We start from the raw sequence: 18,121 nt of genomic DNA, 5'->3' as shown, positions 1-18,121 counted from the left end.
AAAATTGTTGAACAATTCCTCCGCGTGATGCATCATTGGGTGTAGGCCCCGATTGAGATCGGGATCACAAAGCCCGCCCAACGTTCCATGGAGGAACCATGTCCGCGACCACTTCGCCAAGTCCAACCAGGCGCAGCAAACCCTCGGCAGGCGCCATCAAAGCCTTCATTGCCAGCGTCACAGGCACCTCCCTGGAGTACTACGACTTCGCCATCTACTCGGTCGCCTCCGCGCTCGTCTTCCCCAAGATCTTCTTCCCCACGAACGACGAAACCACGGGCCTCCTGTTGTCCTTCTCGGCCTTCGCGGTGGGTTACCTCGCCCGGCCCATTGGCGGGGTTGTCTTCGGCCGGCTCGGGGACAAGATCGGACGCAAGAACGTCCTGGTCATCACCCTCATCCTCATTGGCGCGGCCACGGTCCTTATCGGCGCCTTGCCGGACTACCACACCATCGGCATCGGGGCCACGATCATCCTGGTGCTCCTTCGCTTGGCCCAGGGCATCGGCGTCGGCGGCGAATGGGGCGGCGCCGTGCTGCTGTCCAGCGAGTACGCAAATCCCAACAAGCGCGGATTCTGGTCTTCCGCAGCCCAAATCGGTCCGCCCGCCGGCAACCTGCTGGCCAATGGCGCCCTGGCCGTCCTCGCCGCCGTCATGAGCAACGGCGCCTTCATTGCATGGGGTTGGCGCGTCGCCTTCCTCAGCTCGGCCATCCTGGTTGCCTTTGGCCTGGTCATCCGGCTCAAACTCGAGGAAACCCCGGTGTTCAAGGCCATCGAGGCCACCGGCGAACGGCCCAAGGCTCCCATCAAGGAAGTCCTCACCACCCAGTTCCGCCCCCTGCTCGCCGCCGCTTTGTGCCGGATTTGCCCAGACGTGTTGTACGCCTTGTTCACCGTCTTTGTCGCGGTCTACGCCACTAAGGAACTCGGCATGACCACCGGCAATGTCCTGGGCGCAGTCCTGGTGGGCTCGGCCTTCCAACTGTTCCTGATCCCGGCCGCGGGAGCCGTCACGGACCGTTTCAACCGCCGGCTCGTCTACGGCATCACCGCCGCGGCCACAGCCGTGTACATTCCGCTGTTCTTCCTCATGATCCAGTCCCGTTCCGTCCTGGTGCTGACTGTCGGCGTCGTGATCGGCCTCGGACTGCACGCCTTCATGTACGGACCGCAGGCCGCCTTCATCACAGAGCAATTCCCGGCCCGGCTCCGCTATGCCGGCAGTTCCCTCGCCTACACGGTGGCCGGCGTCGTGGGTGGAGCGGTGGCACCGTTGATCTTCACGGCCCTCTACGCCGCTACCGGAAACTGGATCTTGATCGCCGCATACTTGCTCGTCACCGCCGTGGTCACCATCATCGGCCTCGCCTTGGGCCGGGATCCCGAGCCGGACGAGGACCTTCGCCTGCTTGCGGAAGCCAGCGCCTAAGCAGCCCGACGCCCCGCAACCGGAACGCCCCGGCTGGCCCCCGCCGTCGTACTCTTTCCTGAAACGCCCCTTAAGATCAGTCTTGAGGGGCGTTTCTGCGCCCGATTGCCAGGGAGGACCGCATGAGCCAGACCATCCGTGAAGCAACAGCGGACGACGCCGGACGGCTGGCGGAGCTTGCCGCCGTCACCTTTCCGCTCGCCTGCCCGCCGGGCTCCTCGCCCGAAGACATCGCCGCGCACCTGCGCAGGACGCTCAGTGCGGAGAAGTTCACGGAATACCTTGCCGATCCGGACGTCACCATCCTGGCCATCGACGCCGCCGGGGAACTCCGCGGCTACAGCATGCTCGTGGCCCGACCCACGAGCGATACCGACGTCGCTACGGCCCTGACGCTCACCCCCTCCACGGAACTGAGCAAGTGCTATGTGCATCCGGAACACCACGGCCTGGGCGCTGCCGCGGAGCTCATGAAGGCCACCTTGGACCGCGCTGCCGGCTCAGGTGCGGCCGGGGTATGGCTCGGCGTCAACAGCCAGAACGCCAAAGCCATCCGCTTCTATGAGAAGAGCGGGTTCACGAAGGTCGGGACCAAGTCGTTCCGCCTGGGCGATACGGTGGAACACGATTTCGTGATGGAGCGGGCGGTCTAGGACGCCTGGGACCCCTGAGCCGCCCGGTCTGCGACGCGCAAAATTCCCAGCGACGCGCAAACAGTTTCACACGACCGGAATTCGCGTAGCGCCTGCCTGTATCTGCGTCGCACACCATTTAGCGCGTCGTGAACGCGCAGGCTGTGACCAGCCCAACAGGCCATTCCGGGAATGCCCGGCCCCCGCTTCCGGTTGTCGCCACCATGAAGATTGAGATCTGGTCAGACGTCGCTTGCCCCTGGTGCTACATCGGAAAGCGCCGGTTCGAAAGGGCCCTCGCCGAATTCCCGCACCGCGATTCGGTCGAGATCCAGTGGCGCAGCTACCAGTTGGATCCGAGCATCCCGGAGCACTACGACGGCACGGAGCTCGATTACCTGAGCAAGCGCAAGGGCATGAACCCGGGGCAGGTCAGCCAGATGTTCGAGCACGTGGCGTTGCAGGCAAAGGGCGAGGGCCTCAACTACAGCTTCGACGACGTCGTGGTGGCCAACAGCTTCACGGCACACCGCCTCATTCACTTGGCGGCGGCTCACGGCAAGCAGGACGAAGCCAAGGAACTGCTCCTGAGCGGCCATTTCGAACACGGCAAGGACATCGGAAGCCAGGAATACCTGGCCGAACTCGGCAGCAACTTGGGCCTGCCCGAAGCCGAAATCGCAGAGTTGTTCAGCACCGACAAGTACGCGGAGGACGTCCGCGGCGACATCGCCGAAGCCCGGATGATCGGCGTCACTGGCGTGCCGTTCTTCGTCATCGACCGCAAGTACGGACTCTCCGGAGCCCAGCCCTCGGAGGTCTTCACCCAGGCCCTCACACAGGCATGGCAGGAAGCGAATCCCCTGGTCGCCGTCGGCAGCGCCGACGGCGAAGCCTGCGGCCCGGACGGCTGCGCGATCTAGGATCCCCCGCGCGAGCTGGCAGCAGATGACCTGTGCACGCGATTTTGAGGTCACCTGCTGCCAGCTCGCGCCACGCCCACGCAACTTTGCTGACAGATCCCTGTAAAGTGTCGGTATGCCTAGGATTACGGCCGCCACCAATGCGGCGCAACGCGCTGAAACCCGACGCCGGGTCCTGACAGCTTTCGGTGAACTGCTCTTCACCCACGGCCTGCCCGGCTTGACCATGACCGACGTCGCGCGTCACGCCGGCGTCGGGCGGACCGCGGTGTACAACTACTACGCGGACATGGAACAGCTCCTCATCGCGTACGCCCTGGACGAGACCGAACGATTTTTGGGCGACTTGCGCGAATCCCTCACGGCACTGGAGAACCCGGTGGACCGCCTGGCCCTTTACGTGCGCGCCCAAGTGGAAGACCTCAGCCGCCGGCACCTCCCGCCGGGTCCTGCGATGGCGGCCGTCCTCTCCCCCGCTTCCTTCGCGAAACTGGCAGACCACGTGGGCGAACTCAACCTGCTGCTCCAGGACATCCTGCGCGACGGAATCGCCGCCGGCTACCTCCCGCCCACCGACGTCGGCCAGCTCGCCAGGCTCATCCACGGAACTCTTTCCTCCAGCGCGGCACGCGGCAATGCGGCGAACGGAACTGAGCTGGACGAGCTTGAAGAGCGGCTGGTCCAGACCGTGCGGTTTATCCAGTTGGGCGCAGGAGCAAGGTTCGACGACGACGGCCGGCCCGCGCGCTTGGCCTGACCCGGCCGCGGGGCTGGCCCTCTCCGCTGGAGGCCAACGCTAAGGCGTCGGCATCACAGGCAGCTTGGCGTTGTCCGCGATCCGCTGCTCAAGGCGGGGACAGCTGAGCTTGCCAGGGGTATTGTCCACGAGTTCCGGCGGCACGAGCGCCGAGAAGCCGGGCGCGAGGATAAGGTCCACGGAGGCATCCGTGCGTTGGTCTTGGAAGTAGTCGGTGCCCGCGATGTTCCTCTGGATGTTAAAAGCCGCCGCTTGGCCGCCCGATCCCGAAACAACCATGGCCGGGCCGTTGTAGCTGGTGGTGGAGTTATCGACCGTGCCAACGTTGTAGCCCCGGGCCTTCAACTGGTCCGCGACGTTCTTGGCCAGACCGGCCCTGCCGGCGGCGTTGTAGATATTCACGCTGATCTTGTTATTGGGCGTGTAGTCGAAAACAGTAGCGGGACATACCGCCGCCGGCGCCTGGCTTGCAACGGCGGAGGGAAATCGAATCACGCCGTTGATGACTGCCCAGGCGCCCACGAGTCCGGCAACCACCAGTCCGACCAGCAGCGCGAGCACGATCCCATGCAGGAGGCGGCGGCTGAACCACCCCGGGTGGCTCTCGGGTCCCGGAGCATCGGCAAAAGTTGCCCGAAGCTCCGGCCCTGTGACAACGCGATGCCCGTGCAGACTCGTCGGGTCTTTCTGACGACCGGGACGTTTCCGGCGCTTCCTCGGATCCGCATTTTCGGGCACTGCCACCTGCTCCTCCGGGATTGTTTCGTTAACCATCTATCACCAGGACCCGGGCGTGGATGGCCGTGCGCTGGTGGAGCGCGGTGCGGACAGCACGGTGGAGTCCGTCTTCGAGGTACAGCAGGCCTTGGTACTGCACCACATGCGGGAAAAGGTCGCCGAAGAACGTTGAATCCTCAGCCAACAGTGCTTCCAGGTCAAGCGTGCGTTTGGTGGTGACAAGTTCGTCGAGCCGGACAGGACGGGGCGGCAGCGAGGCCCAGTCCTTGGGCGTGGAAAAACCATGGTCGGGGTACGGGCGTCCCTCGCCCACAGCTTTGAATATCACTTTGCAAGCCTAAAGAAGTAAGGCCTCCAAGGGAACTTGTGAGAAGTCGGTCACCAAGGTTGTGGCCAAAAGGTAACCGTTGACGGGCGGTGCGCGCTGAATCGTTGCCGCCTCCCGCCGTCGACCGTCACAGCGCTGCCGTCATCACGGCGGACTGACAGAATGGGATCATGACTGCTTCAATGCCAGGCACGCACCCGGCTGCTCCCGCCCTCGCACTCCTCCTCGACGTCGACGGCCCCGTCGCGAGTCCCGTGACGCGCGACGTGAAGCCGGAAATCATCGCCGACCTCGTGGGCTTGGCATCCGCAGGCATCCCCGTTATTTTCAACACCGGCCGCTCAGACGCTTTCATCCGCGAGCAGGTCATGGCACCCATGATCGCCGCCGGAATGCCTGCGGGAACGGTGGTCCACGCGATCTGCGAAAAGGGCGCTGTGTGGTTCAGTTACACCTCGGGCGGCCCAGGACCCATCCATGTGGATCATGACCTAGCTGTCCCGAAGGCCTACGGCGACGACGTCCGCCGCATGGTGGCAGAGGACTATGCGACGCACATGTTCTTCGATGAGACAAAGCGCGCCATGGTCTCGGTGGAACAGCATCTGGACGTTTCAAGCGACGACTACCTGGCCGAGCAGAAGCTCTTCGACGCCGATGCCTTGGAACTCATGGGCAGGCATGGGCTCTCCGCCGCGCTCCTGGACCACCACGCGCCAGAGTCCGACGACGCCGCCGACTACCGCCTGGATCCCACCATCATCTCCACCGACATCGAGTCCATCCGGCTCGGCAAGGATCTCGGCGCGAGCCGCGCGGTGGAGCTCCTCGCCGCCCAGGGCATCACCCCGCAGGCCTGGCGGACAGTGGGCGATTCGCGCACGGACTACGCCATGGCGGATTGGCTCCACCACAATGACCACAGCGTCAAGCACGTCGACGTCCGGCCCGCCGACGGCGTGCCAAACAAGCCCTACGATGTTCTTACAGCCACAGACCTCGGCCTGGGCGACGACGTCATTCACGACGACGCCGGAGGCGCATTCCTGCACAGTTGGCGCGAAGCCTTGGTGGGCTAGGTCCACCAAGCCCGCGCGAACCACAACCTTTCGGAGAAAAGCCATCACAGACATGGACCAGCAAGCAATCTACTTCGGTAGCCCCCCGTCCGACGACGATGCGGTCGTTCCCGAACCGACGTCGCCCGCAGTCGAGGCGCGCCTCAAGCACCGTCACGACGTCGTCCGCCATCGCGGCCGCTACAGCTTGCTGAACCAGAACCGCACTCCGCAGCAGGTGATGGTCGAAGACCTTCTCGTGATCCGCGCCGCGCTGGACGCGGCGGGGCTGGACTTCATCCTAGTCCGCGGCAACGACCACCGGCCCGTGATCGCCGTCGATTGGAAGCTCCGGAAGAAACTGCGCCAGGCTTTGGTCTCGGCTTTCCGGAACGAGCCGTTTTACTCCATGGCCGTCGACGCGCGGAAGAAATCCACGTTGCTGGTGGCCGACGGCGAGCTCTCGAACAACCGGAAGGCCAGGATCTTCCGGCTCTTCCGTCCCCGCGTGGAACCCGGGGGCGGGCTGACATACGGTCCATCGCTGGGCGTGCAACTGGAACTGTGGGAGTTCGACGGCGAACAACTCGTGTTGCCGGTGGAGAACTCCCTGACCCGGCGGACCATGCTACGCCAGGACGCTGTCCGGGGCACGGTGGAACGCCACGGGCTGAGCTGGCCGACCATTGAGAACATGTTCGCGGACCACGCGAGCGACATCGACTTCGACGTCGACATCGTCTTTTCATGGGTGGACGGAAACGATCCCGCATACATCGCGGCCCGCCGCGAGCAGATGAAAGACGCTGTGGTGGGCGAGGGCGACGCGCACGAAGCCCGTTTCCGCCAGATCAACGAACTCAAATATGCCCTGCGCTCCGTGTACATGTATGCGCCCTGGATTCGCCGGATCTACATCGCCACGGACTCTCCCGCGCCGGAGTGGCTGGCAGAGCACCCGAGCGTCAGGATCATGCGCAGTGAGGAGTTCTTCAAGGACCCCACAGTGCTGCCCACCCACAATTCCCAGGCCGTGGAATCCCAGTTGCACCACATTGATGGCCTCTCCGAGCATTTCCTGTATTCCAACGACGACATGTTCTTCGGCCGGCCCGTAGCACCGGACATGTTCTTCACTCCCGGCGGAATCACCAAGTTCATCGAAGCCTCCACCCGGATCGGACTGGGAGAGAACGACGCCGAGCGCAGCGGCTTCGAGAACGCGGCCCGCGTCAACAGGAAGCTTCTCTGGGAACGGTTCGGGCGCATCACCACGCGCCACTTGGAACACACTGCCGCGCCCCTCCGCCGCAGCGTAATCGCAGAGATGGAGCGGGAGTTTCCCGCCGAATTCGCCAAGACGGCGGCCAGCAGATTCCGTGCGGCGGACAACATCTCGGTGACCAACTCGTTTTACCACTACTACTCGTTGCTCACCGGCCGGGCAGTGACGCAGACGGCAGCCAAGGTCAGGTATGTGGACACAACCCTGTGGTCCGGGCTGCACTACCTGCCCACTTTGCTCGCCAAACGCAATGTGGACTTCTTCTGCCTCAACGATGGCAGCTTCCCCGAGGTGGCTGCCGACGAAAGGGCCGGACTCGTGACGGACTTCATGGAGAAGTACTTCCCGGTCAAGGCGCCGTGGGAGAAGTAAAGTAGCTGTGAATCTCCGCACCCGATCAACGAACAGACATGTCTATTGAACCCCCTCAGCCTTCCCCCTTGGTTCCTGCGCTTTCTCGCAATATTCGCCATTCTTGGGCTCCTCACCTCGATCTGGGCACTGGCAAGCCCCCTTATGTCCGTGCCGGACGAGCCAGCTCACACCGTGAAGGCAGGGGCCGTTGTTCGAGGGCAGTTGCGAGGGGAACCTGGCGCGAATCAAGGTGATCGGGCCCAGGTGCTCGTCCCTGCGTTCGTGGGAACGGTGGATGGACTCCAAACTTGCTTCGCTTGGAATCCGGCGGTGTCCGCCGGTTGCAGCCCAACGCTGTCAGATGACGTCTCAGAGCTGAAGGCATACACCAGCGCGGGAAACTACAACCCGATGTACTACGCGGTGGCTGGGCTTCCGAGCCTGTTCCTTACCGGCGCCAAGGCCATCTACGCCATGCGGATCGTTGGCGGTCTTCTCAGCGTTGCCTTCCTTGCTGTTGCCCTGACTGCTTTGGCGAGCCTTCAACGCTGGAAACTGCCATTGTTTGTCGGGTCGATAGCCGTGACCCCCATGGTTTTGTTCCTGTCCGGAGGGGTGAACCCCAATTCACTGGAAATCGCCGCGTCGATGGCTGTGTTCAGCGCACTGTGTTTGTCGTGGGAGAGAATCGCCTCCGGCGCTCATTGGCGGCTACCCCTTGCCGCTGCGGCGATTTCAGCTGCTGTCCTGGCCAACACCCGGGCTGCCTCACTTCTTTGGCTCGCCTTGGCCGTGGCGGCGTCACTCTTGATGTTCGGGCTTCGTCCGCTCGTTTCCGTGTTGCGTCTGCGATTTGTGCAGGCGATGGCATTCGTGGTCGCCGTCGCGTGCGGGCTCGCCGTGCTTTGGCTCAAGAGCGCGGATAGCCTGCAAAGCCTCATGGGCGCGGGGATCGACACATCACCGGCCCGGATCGCCGCGATCATGCTGGACAAGACGTTCGATTTCGCGGCCGGTTACGTGTCCTACCTTGGTTGGCTGGATACTTTGGGGCCAAGCGGGGTGCTCACTGTCTGGGCGGCGCTGATCATCGGGGCGATCGTGGCAGCATTGTCCGTGCCCAGCCGTTCAGCGCGGCTGACCATCGCTTTCCTGGTGGCTGCGATCATCGTTCTCCCTCCGGTGCTGCAGATTCCCCTTGCGAAGGAGGTAGGAATTATCTGGCAGGGTCGGTACATCCTGGCGCTTGTGGCCGTGATGATCGCTGCATGCGGGGTTGCAATGCGCTCTTTCGATATCGACTTCCGCCGCACAGGACGACGGGCGCTATCGGTAGTGCTCGCTATCCTGGTATTTGGCCATTTCTACAGCTTTATCTATGGAATGCGCCGGTACGTCATTGGTCTCCATGACGAGTCCAACTGGCGGGACATGCTGACGGCGCCCCAGTGGCAGCCGCCGTTTGGATGGATTCCCCTTACTGTGGCCTACCTGGCTGTCTTGTTCGTGGGAGCCGTTCTTCTTTACCGCACCATGACGGCCCGAAATCCAGTAAGCCCGGCGCCGAGCACCACGCCAATGGAAGTCCGGGCATCGAACGTGTAGAGACCAGCTGCCCCTAGCGTCGGGTCATCTCCGGATGCTTCGCATCGGCCATGGAACCGCGTTCGTGCGTGGCTCGCTGGGGAATCCGGATGCCTGCTTGGGCGAGCCGCCGCCTCGTAGCTTCCGGGCTGACGTACTCACCGACAGTAGGCGATTTGCCCAGCGGCACCACCGAATGAACGATCGTCTGCTCGTAAACGTGGACCAGGTTGAATGCCTGGGCACCGTCCCGGCCTCGGGTGCCGCCCTGCGGAACATTGAGGTCCTGCGTGTAGCAGCTCGCGGAAGCCACCGATACCGGGACGCCCGCGAACATGGCCATGGTGGAGTAGTGCAGGTGGCCGCCCAGGATGGAACGGATATCCGAATTGCGTACGACGTCGGCCAGTGCCGCTTGGCCGCGCAGCTCCACCAGGATGGATAGGTCGAGGACGCTCGGGACCGGAGGGTGGTGGAGGGCAAGGATCGTTCCGTCCGGGGCCGGCGTCGCGAGCTCCGATTCCAACCAGTCGAGCTGGCTCTGGCTCAGCTCACCGTGATGGAAGCCGGGCACGGAGGTATCCAGCGTGATGATCCGCAGCCCGTTGACGAAGTAGCTGTGATCCACCGGAGCGTCATTGTCGCTCTGGTCGAAGAGGCCAGCACGGAAATTCGCCCGGTCGTCGTGGTTTCCCATCGCCCAGATCACCCGCGCTCCCATCTCTCGACAGGCAGGCTCGACGATCGACCGGAGTTTGGCGTAGGCGCCCGGCTCACCCTGATCGGCGAGGTCACCGGTGAAGATCACGGCGTCGGGACGGACCTTTGACGCGTGTACTTCCGAAAAGAGTTGCCTGAGATGGGCTTCGCTGTCGACGGCGCCGTAGAGGGGTTCCGGCCCTCCCAACAGATGGGAGTCGCTAAGGTGCAGAAGTACGTGTCCTGGCCGCGGGTGCTCGGCCTCGATGAGCTCCATTACTACCTTCGGGTCGGTAGGAGACGGCGCCTCCAGTGTCTGCCCCAATAAACCCAATCCAACCAGACAAAAGGCTAACGCAGGGTAACTTACCGTCGGAATGTTGGAAAATTACTGGGGCTCCCCCTGCGATCCCCGCTCACTTTTAGGGCGATTTTCGACGACGCTCGCTCACCTTTAGCCGCATTCCACCCGACGCTCGCTCACCAAAAATGAGCGAGCGTCCGCCCAAAAGACCACATAGGTGAGCGGGCGTCGGTGTTTTGGCGCCGGTTGGAAGCGAGCTCCAAAACAGACCCCCTTGACTCGAACATGTGCCGCCCCTCACAATAAGCGAATGGCTTTCACTAAAGAAGAGGCGGCGCTCGTGCCGTCCGCGACCGTCAGCGTTGACGGCGGATTGAAGAAGAACGCAATCGGCACTCGCGACATTGTGTTCATGTTGGTGTCAGCGGCCGCTCCGCTGACCATCGTCGTCGGCATCGCCCCGCTCGCCCTCGCTGTGGGCGGCGTCGGTGCGCCCGCCATCTACATTGCCGCGGCTATCGGCCTGGGCCTGTTCGCCATCGGTTTCATGGCGCTCACCCGCCATGTCCGGTCCTACAGCGGCTTTTATGGCTACATCTCGAAAACCCTCGGCCGCGTGGTTGGCCTCGGCTCCGGCCTCACCGCCTGGATGAGCTACAACGGCCTGCAAATCGGCCTCTATGGACTGCTGGGGATCCAAGCCAACCTCGCCGTGAAGTCCTTCACCGGCGTGGAACTTCCCTGGTGGCTCTACGCGATCATGTCGATCGGAGCCGTCTGGTACTTGGGCTGGCGCGGGATCGACGTCGGCGCCAGGGTCCTCGCGGTCCTGCTCACCCTCGAAACCGCGATCGTCGCCATCGTCGCCGCGTTCGTCCTGGCCCAGGGCGGCGCACACGGCATCAGTTTTGAATCATTCAGCCCGCAGGCCATCTTCTCCCCGCAGTTCGCGGCCGTCCTGGGCCTGGGTTTCTCCGCCTTCATGGGATTTGAATCCGGAGCCCTGTACCGGGAAGAGGCCCGCGACCCGGACCGCAGTGTCCCCCGTGCCACCTATATCTCCATCGCCTTCATCGGCGCGTTCTACGCCTTCGCCGTCTGGATCATCGTCCAGGCCTTCGGAGCGGACGCCGTCCAGGCCTTTGCCGCCGGCCACCTCGACGCCGGAGACACCGCCTACATCGCAGCGGGCAACTTCGCGGGCGGCTGGTGCGTGAACCTCATGAGCGTGTTGATCGTTACCAGCATCTTCGCGGCCCAGCTCTCCTTCCACAACACCATCAACCGCTACACGTTGTCCTTGAGCCGCGAGGGCATCTTCCCGAAGCGCTCGGGCCGGATCAGCCCTCGATATCGCACGCCGTCCGTGGCGGGCTTCGACCAGACCCTCCTCGCGCTCGCCCTCGTGATCGGCGCGGCCCTCTTCCAACTGGACCCCTTCACCCAGTTCCTGATCTGGACGAACACCCCGGGAGTGTTCGGCGTCCTCCTCCTGCAGGCACTCACCGGCGTCGGGGTCGTGGTCTTCTTCACGCGACTCAAGGACCATGGCCTTCGCTGGTACGTCGGGCCTTCTGCCGTGGCAGCCACGATCATCATGTGCGTAGTCATCTACCTGATGGCCAACAATGCCCAACTGATCACAGGCCTTCCGGCCGGGGACCCCGTCAACACGACGCTCCTCGTTTTCGCCCCGCTTTTGTTTGCCGCCGGAACCGTACTGGCCCTCGTGCTGCGCAAGGTCAACCCGGCCGCATACCAGCGGATCGGACACGCCGAGTGATCCCGGAGCCTAGTCTTGAGGGATGCAGACTCCGAGCAAAACCAGCCAGCTAGGACGGCCCCGGACGCCGAGGCTCTCACGGAAGGCGATCGGCCGCGCGGCACTTGAGATGTTCGAAAAGGAAGAGAGCCTCTCGATCCCTCGGCTCGCGGAACGCCTGGGCGTCAGGCAGTCATCTTTCTACAAGCACGTCACGGGTCGGCAGGAGATCATCGAACTGGCCCGTGGCGCGCTCGTAGACAGAGCTCCGATGCCCGAGTTGCCGTCCGGCAGCCTCGACGACGTCATCCGCGAGATCTTCGACTCCCTCCGCAAGGCGTACAGCCTGGTACCGGCGCTCCTTCCCCTCCTGCTCACGCAGCCGGTGTCACACCCGGCAGCCTTGGAGCGCTACGACCAGTACGTCGAAGCGTTTGAGATCGCGGGGGCGCCACGGCACCTCATCATTCCGGCACTGGAAACCCTCGACAGCGCAGCGATCGGCGCGAGCCTCGACGCAATGACGATGGAATCCGCATGGAGCATCAACGAAGAGGAAGAAGGCACTTATCCCCATCTGTTCGCGGCAAAGAAAGCCGTGGCAGAGCACCCTGTAGACCGTTTCGCGTTCCTGGCCGATGTCCTCTCGGCAGGATTGAAGGCAGCTATCGACGACGACTGATCCTCACCGGGCCGGCGTCGGAAACCCGAACACAACAAGGAGTTATATCTTGACCACGCCCGAGCCCATCGATCTCGTCATCCTCTCGTCCAGCATATGCCGCTTCCACGCCGCACGCCGTCGGCTCCGATTGGTTGTTCGCTTGGGGCCTCGACCCTGTCATTTTCGGGGATACGGGTTTCAACAACTCCCTCTTCGACGGCATCCTCGACGACGAACTCGTGTTCATCACCCTGTTCGACGGCCACGCCTCGCTCGTCTCCGACGCCGCCCTCAAGCTCGCCGGGGTCACCGGAGCGGAGAAACTGCCGAGCACCGGCTATGTCGGCGTCGACCAACTCGGCAAGCCCAACGGCATGCTCTACGAAATGGCCGCCCAGGAGCTCGTCCGCGGCGTCCTTCCCGAGCTCTCCTTCGAGCAGCGCGTCGACGGGCTGGAGAAACTCCTGCGTTCCATGGCCGAATCCGGGCTGGTGGCGGGCCAGATGCTGGACTTCGGCGCCCCGGACACCTTGGAGGTGCTGGAGGCCTTGGAGCGCCGAGGCGAGCTCGCCATCCGGCTGCGGATCTCCCCGTGGGTCATGCCCGGCGCCACGGAGGAAGACCTGAAGGCTATGCTCGCGATGCAGGGCAGGCACGGAAGGCGCTGGCACGTTCACGGCATCAAGCTCATGATGGATGGAACCATCGACAACGGCACGGCGTGGCTCTTTGAGCCCGACGCCCACGGAGAATCCCTCCACCCGCTCTGGCACGATCCTGAAGCCCTCGCCGCGGCCATGAAGTTCTTCCACGACCACCGGATCCCCACCACGACGCACGCCATCGGCGATCAGGCGGTGTCCTTCGTCGCCCGGACCATCGGGGCCCTTCCCAAGAACGGCACGGTCCACCGGATCGAGCACATCGAGTCCATCCCGGATTCGGTGTTGGCGGAAATCATCAATGCGGGCGCCGCTACCAGCCTGCAGCCGACGCATTGCGCCCTCTACAGCCGAGCTGACCACACGGACAACTGGTCCCGCAGGCTTGGCAGCGAACGGGCCAACCACGCGTGGCGGACCCGCGATCTCCGCGACGCCGGAGCCATCGTCGCACTCGGATCGGACTGGCCCATCGCTCCCTTCGACCCGCGGGCGATCATCGCCTCGGCCCAGACGCGCCGCCCGGCCGGCCGGCCCGACGTCGAACCCGTCCAACCCCGGCAGGCGCTGTCCGCGCGTGCCGCGCTCGAAGGTTACACGAGCCAATATTGGAGGTCTGTCGGTGAAGAGGGCGGAATCGTAGAGATCGGGGCACGCGCCGATCTGACCGTGGTCCGGCACAATCCTTTGACCACCGCGCCGGACGAATTCGCGCAGACGCCGGTGATCCTGACCGTTGTTGACGGTGAAGTCGTTGTCGACGGCCGTCAGGTGCTTACGGCGGGAGTCACTCTGGACTCCGTCCAGGGAGCCTAGGCGAGGGCCTCTTCGAGTGCCTCGATGAGCTCTTGGGAATCGGGCTCGACGGCGGACGGGAAGCGGGCGAGCACCGCGCCTTCGCGGCTCACGAGGAACTTTTCGAAGTTCCACTTCACCTTCTGCGGTTTGGAGCCGTCGTCCGTCCGGGTCAGCTCGGCGTACAGGGGGTGCTGTTGCTTGCCGCGGACCTTGGCCTTGCTCGCGAGCGGGAACGAGACGCCGAAATTGCGCTGGCAGAAGTCCGCGATCTCGGCGTCCGAACCCTGTTCCTGGCCGGCGAACTGGTTGCACGGCACACCCAGAATCTCGAATCCACGGTCACGGTATTTGCCGTAGAGCTCCTCCAGTCCCGAGTACTGGCGCGTGAACCCACACTTCGAAGCCACGTTGACAACCAGTACGGCTTTGCCCTCGAAATGCCCGAAGTCGGTCTGGGAGCCGTCGTTGAACGTCAGGGGGATGCTGTAGAGCGGGGACATTGAATCGCTTCCTTACCACGGGGAACCTTGGCAAACTGCCGCCTTCGAGTCTACGCGCGGCAGGGCGCTTGGACAGGCTACAAGGAATGCGACGACTTACGGCTTGGGGGACGCCGTTTTGGTAGTTGCCGTGACCGACGGCGTGGGGCTACTGGGCGCCGACGGCGTGGGCTGGGTGGGTGCCGGCGGCGTGGGCACGGACTGGGTCACGCTCGGCACCGGAACGGGAAGGCTCGACGTCGGCGCCACCGGCGGCGGTACGGTCACGGTAGGCGGGACTACCGTTGCCGGCCCCTGCGTCGCCGTGGGCGGTTGCGTCCCGGTAGGAGCCTGCGTCAAGGTAGGGCTCGGTGTGCCGCTCGGTGTCTTGCTTGGCGTGGGAGTGCCGCTCGGAGTCGGTGTTGGCGTCCCGGTCGGGGTGCCAATCGGCGTCCCGGTCGGGCTCGGCGTCGGGCTCGGAGTCGGCGTCCCGGTGGGTGACGCTGTCGGACTCGGCGTCGGGCTCGTAGCCGGCGTCCCGGTCGGTGACCCCGTCGGGCTGCCGCTGGGTGACGCCGTCGGTGTCGCGGTCGGCACAACCTTCGCTTCCTGCACCCCGCCGGTCACCGCTTCCCTTGAGGGTACGGCTCCCGGGTCGGTCGGCACAGCCCCGGGGATGGACCAGACAGACCCGGCCGAGGTCGCGGTGGCGGAACCTGGCTGGTAGCTGACCATCGGGATGTCGCCGAGGGGATCCACCTGCTTGGTGGGCAGGAACGTCCAGTTCATCGGGTTGGTATAGACACCGTTGAGGATCGTCTCGAAGTGCAAGTGGCAACCGGTCGAGGAACCCGTGGTTCCCACCCTGGCAATGACTTCGCCTACACGGACCGATTGCCCCTTGGTCACTGCAATGCCCTGCAGGTGGTTATACGTGGCGACAAGGCCGTTGCCGTGATCGATTTCCACGCGATTGCCGCCGCCCCAGGGGTGCCAACCCACGGCCCGGACCACGCCGGAGTCGGCTGCGTAGACCAGCGTGCCGCAAGCCGCGGCGAAATCCTGGCCCCAGTGGAACTCGCCCGGCAATCCGGTGAACGGATCGATCCTCAACCCGAAGGGAGAGCTCGGAAGCAGCATTTCGAGCGGCGCGTAGAGTTTCCCGGCAGGCGGCCGGTCGAGGGAGCTCGACGAGACATTGAGAGTGCCAACGCCGTTCTTATCGAGGGTTTGGACCGGGGAGCGTTCAAAAGACACCGTGGCTTTGTCACCTGCCTGGACCGGGGCCGACGGCGGGCTTGGGGGCACGGTCTCCTCGGCGCTCGAGGTGGCACCATCGGTGGGCAGCATTCCGGGTTCGACTTGGCCAGTGGCCAAGGATCCATCGCTTGCCGCTCCGCCCAAACCCGGGCCCTGGAAACCGAAAGCGAGGATTACCACGACAGCGAGGAAGCACGCCGAAAGGACCCGGCCGAATTTTCTTGTGAGCACCAGGTCGACGACCTGGCCAGACTCATGATGCTTTCCCACAGCGGCTCCTGAGACGGGCGCTCATCCCCAGTACGGGCGCGCTTGTCCCATTGTGGCCGTTGCGAAATCGAATGGGAACACTCGACTTCATACTTGGCCGGTCCGCGAAACACTCGCCGGACCGTGGCGGGCTACTCGCCGAGGTTCTCTTTAAGCAGGGCGCGGTGCTCGACGGCGGCATCCGAATGCAGCGTGCGCCCGGCGTCGGTCAGCTCGAGGTACAGCGAGCGGCGGTCATCCGCGCAGGTCACGCGGGACACGAGTCCGGCTTTCTCCAAGCGGTCAACAACCTTGGAGACAGCGCTCTGGGTCATGGGAGTCCGCTCGCCCAGCGCCTTCATTCGGCAGGCAGAGTCAACGCTTTCGGCAACAAGATCGAGGATTTCGAACTCGTTCAGGCCGATGTCGAACTTGGCTTCGAGGGCGCGGTCGATCGCGGCCGCGGTGCGGAAGTACGAGTTCTGGATGCTGCGCCATTGCTCAACCAGCTGGCGATCCTGCGTTGTTGCCATGGCCCGATTCTAGTCGAAACCCCAAATAAAGTCCACGTCATAAGATTCCTAGTCATATTCCTTGTCATTGAATGACGCGTCATATAGATTGATCTGCATGACTTCACCAAGCACCCTCACTAGATCTGCCGAGCAGCTCCACAGCCGTCCGCTGGACCCGGGCCCAGTGGCTGCTGCTGATGGTGGTGTGCACCGTTCTGGCCCTCGACGGCCTGGACGTTTCCATGGTGGGCGTAGCCCTTCCCTCCATCGGCCACGAACTCCACCTCGGAACCGATTCCCTGCAGTGGATCGTTTCCGCCTACGTCCTGGGGTACGGGAGCCTGTTGCTCCTGGGCGGGCGGCTCGCCGACCTGCTGGGCCGGCGTCGGATCTTCCTGATCGCCTTGACCGTGTTCGCTGCGGCTTCGCTCCTCGGCGGCCTCGTGAACGATCCCACCCTCTTGATCGCAACGCGCTTCGTCAAGGGCCTGGCCGCGGCATTCACTGCCCCCACCGGGTTCTCCATCATCACTACCAACTTCGCCGAAGGCCGCGAGCGCAACAAGGCGCTGTCCATCTTCACCACTTTCGGCGCGAGCGGCTTTTCGCTCGGGCTGGTGGTTGGCGGGCTCATGACCAGTTTGAGCTGGCGCTGGACCTTCCTTGTATCGGTACCGATCGCCGTCGCCGTCGTGCTTCTCGGCATGTTGTTCATTCCCCGGGATAAGCCGTCCACGGAAGAAAGCGGCCACGACGTCTGGGGCGCGGTGACCCTCGCACTCGGCATGCTTGGCCTCGTGTACACCTTGGTTTCAGCGCCGGAGAAGGGCTGGGGATCTGTGGCAACAATCGCCGGATTCGCCATCTCTGCTGCCGTGCTGGCAACCTTCGCCGTCATCGAAAACCGCGTCAAGCACCCGCTCATCCGCTTCGGCATCCTGCGTGAAGGCTGGGTGGCCCGCGCCAACCTGAGTGCCGTTGGACTGTTCGGCTCCTACCTGAGCTTCCAGTTCATCCTCACCATGTACCTGCAGTCGGTGCTCGGCTGGTCTCCCCTGGGCATGGCGCTTGCCTTGCTTCCCACAGGGCTCCTGGTGGCAACGAGTGCACCCTTCGCGGACAGGTTCATTGAGAAATTCGGCGCCCCGAAGCTCATCCTCACCGGCCTGACCGCAATGGGACTGGGCTACGTCTTGTTCCTCCGCGTCGGAACGTCGCCCAACTACGTCCTGGACATCCTGCCCTCGGTCATCCTGCTGGGCATCGGTTTCGCTTTGGCCTTCCCGTCCATCAATGTCCAAGCCACCGCTGGAATCCGGGATTCGGAGCAGGGACTGGCCGCCGGACTCATCCAGACCAGCACGCAGGTTGGCGCGGCACTCGTCCTCGCCGTGACGACCGCCCTCGTCAGCGGGCATGACACCGGCGCAGGCACAAACGGCACCGTCAGCGCGGCGGCCATGCTCGATCAGTACCGGCCCGGCCTGGTCCTGAGCGCTGCGGTGGCGATTGCGGCCCTGCTCGTGGCAGCGTCCCCGGCGCGCCGCCGTCGGGCACTTGCCGAGCAGCCCGCAGCCTAAGCGGACTCGCGTGAAAAGTGCCGGCCCGCTCATTCCAAGGCGGGCCGGCACTTCTGC

17 protein-coding genes are annotated in these 18,121 nt (G+C 64.1%); 11 read left to right on the top strand and 6 right to left on the bottom strand.

Features of this window, described 5'->3' with window-relative positions; all coding sequences use genetic code 11:
- Nucleotides 1-98 precede the first annotated feature (98 nt).
- From QRN51_RS03660 to QRN51_RS03645, 4 genes are all read left to right on the top strand, one after another.
- Complete coding sequence (locus tag QRN51_RS03660; RefSeq protein ID WP_284988663.1) at nt 99-1,433, top strand: MFS transporter; 1,335 nt, start codon at nt 99-101, stop codon at nt 1,431-1,433.
- A gap of 122 nt (nt 1,434-1,555) precedes the next feature.
- Entirely contained in the window at nt 1,556-2,086 is a 531-nt protein-coding gene (locus QRN51_RS03655; RefSeq protein ID WP_284988662.1) for a GNAT family N-acetyltransferase, read from the top strand.
- Between the two features lie 203 nt (nt 2,087-2,289).
- Nucleotides 2,290-2,988: a DsbA family oxidoreductase gene (locus tag QRN51_RS03650; protein ID WP_284988807.1), complete on the top strand. Its 699-nt coding sequence runs from the start codon at nt 2,290-2,292 to the stop codon at nt 2,986-2,988.
- A 115-nt stretch (nt 2,989-3,103) separates the two neighbouring features.
- Nucleotides 3,104-3,745, top strand: coding sequence for a TetR/AcrR family transcriptional regulator (locus QRN51_RS03645; protein ID WP_284988661.1), 642 nt, complete (start codon nt 3,104-3,106; stop codon nt 3,743-3,745).
- A gap of 39 nt (nt 3,746-3,784) precedes the next feature.
- Here QRN51_RS03645 and QRN51_RS03640 read toward each other — a convergent pair whose 3' ends face one another.
- Both QRN51_RS03640 and QRN51_RS03635 read right to left on the bottom strand, forming a co-directional pair.
- On the bottom strand, nt 3,785-4,519 hold the full coding sequence (locus tag QRN51_RS03640; protein WP_284988660.1) for a LytR C-terminal domain-containing protein: 735 nt from the start codon (nt 4,517-4,519) through the stop codon (nt 3,785-3,787).
- Nucleotides 4,512-4,811, bottom strand: coding sequence for a type II toxin-antitoxin system VapB family antitoxin (locus tag QRN51_RS03635; RefSeq protein ID WP_059388531.1), 300 nt, complete (start codon nt 4,809-4,811; stop codon nt 4,512-4,514). Before QRN51_RS03635 ends, QRN51_RS03640 begins: the two co-directional genes overlap by 8 nt.
- Before the next feature lie 170 nt (nt 4,812-4,981).
- Between QRN51_RS03635 and QRN51_RS03630 the strand changes: the two genes are divergently transcribed.
- Genes QRN51_RS03630 through QRN51_RS03620 form a run of 3 tightly spaced genes read left to right on the top strand, consistent with a single transcriptional unit; the run spans nt 4,982 to nt 9,113 of the window.
- Complete coding sequence (locus QRN51_RS03630) at nt 4,982-5,890, top strand: Cof-type HAD-IIB family hydrolase (protein ID WP_284988659.1); 909 nt, start codon at nt 4,982-4,984, stop codon at nt 5,888-5,890.
- A 52-nt stretch (nt 5,891-5,942) separates the two neighbouring features.
- Nucleotides 5,943-7,526: a stealth family protein gene (locus QRN51_RS03625; RefSeq protein ID WP_284988658.1), complete on the top strand. Its 1,584-nt coding sequence runs from the start codon at nt 5,943-5,945 to the stop codon at nt 7,524-7,526.
- A gap of 45 nt (nt 7,527-7,571) precedes the next feature.
- Nucleotides 7,572-9,113: a DUF2142 domain-containing protein gene (locus tag QRN51_RS03620; RefSeq protein WP_284988657.1), complete on the top strand. Its 1,542-nt coding sequence runs from the start codon at nt 7,572-7,574 to the stop codon at nt 9,111-9,113.
- A 13-nt stretch (nt 9,114-9,126) separates the two neighbouring features.
- Here QRN51_RS03620 and QRN51_RS03615 read toward each other — a convergent pair whose 3' ends face one another.
- Nucleotides 9,127-10,068 (bottom strand): phosphodiesterase, encoded by a 942-nt coding sequence (locus QRN51_RS03615; RefSeq protein ID WP_284988656.1) that lies wholly within the window; start codon nt 10,066-10,068, stop codon nt 9,127-9,129.
- A gap of 337 nt (nt 10,069-10,405) precedes the next feature.
- On the opposite strand from QRN51_RS03615, the gene QRN51_RS03610 reads away from it, so the two are divergent.
- From QRN51_RS03610 to QRN51_RS03600, 3 genes are all read left to right on the top strand, one after another.
- Entirely contained in the window at nt 10,406-11,878 is a 1,473-nt protein-coding gene (locus tag QRN51_RS03610; RefSeq protein ID WP_284988655.1) for an APC family permease, read from the top strand.
- A 22-nt stretch (nt 11,879-11,900) separates the two neighbouring features.
- Entirely contained in the window at nt 11,901-12,539 is a 639-nt protein-coding gene (locus tag QRN51_RS03605; RefSeq protein WP_172465568.1) for a TetR/AcrR family transcriptional regulator, read from the top strand.
- Between the two features lie 134 nt (nt 12,540-12,673).
- Complete coding sequence (locus tag QRN51_RS03600) at nt 12,674-13,999, top strand: amidohydrolase (RefSeq protein ID WP_284988654.1); 1,326 nt, start codon at nt 12,674-12,676, stop codon at nt 13,997-13,999.
- Here QRN51_RS03600 and QRN51_RS03595 read toward each other — a convergent pair.
- The 3 genes from QRN51_RS03595 to QRN51_RS03585 all read right to left on the bottom strand — a co-directional run bounded on the left by QRN51_RS03595 (nt 13,996) and on the right by QRN51_RS03585 (nt 16,502).
- Nucleotides 13,996-14,481, bottom strand: coding sequence for a glutathione peroxidase (locus QRN51_RS03595; RefSeq protein WP_284988653.1), 486 nt, complete (start codon nt 14,479-14,481; stop codon nt 13,996-13,998). The two genes, QRN51_RS03600 and QRN51_RS03595, sit on opposite strands and share 4 nt — an antisense overlap.
- Before the next feature lie 96 nt (nt 14,482-14,577).
- Nucleotides 14,578-15,990: a M23 family metallopeptidase gene (locus QRN51_RS03590; protein WP_284988652.1), complete on the bottom strand. Its 1,413-nt coding sequence runs from the start codon at nt 15,988-15,990 to the stop codon at nt 14,578-14,580.
- 131 nt (nt 15,991-16,121) lie between these two features.
- Nucleotides 16,122-16,502 carry a MarR family winged helix-turn-helix transcriptional regulator gene (locus QRN51_RS03585; RefSeq protein WP_059388526.1) on the bottom strand — a complete coding sequence of 127 codons (381 nt, stop codon included), beginning with the start codon at nt 16,500-16,502 and terminating at the stop codon, nt 16,122-16,124.
- Nucleotides 16,503-16,681: 179 nt separating this feature from the next.
- Between QRN51_RS03585 and QRN51_RS03580 the strand changes: the two genes are divergently transcribed.
- Nucleotides 16,682-18,064 (top strand): MFS transporter, encoded by a 1,383-nt coding sequence (locus QRN51_RS03580; RefSeq protein ID WP_284988651.1) that lies wholly within the window; start codon nt 16,682-16,684, stop codon nt 18,062-18,064.
- Nucleotides 18,065-18,121 lie beyond the last annotated feature (57 nt).

It is taken from the genome of Arthrobacter sp. efr-133-TYG-120 (genome assembly GCF_030209785.1).
In the GTDB taxonomy this organism is placed as follows: domain Bacteria; phylum Actinomycetota; class Actinomycetes; order Actinomycetales; family Micrococcaceae; genus Arthrobacter.
This window is presented reverse-complemented; position numbering and strand designations above follow the sequence as displayed.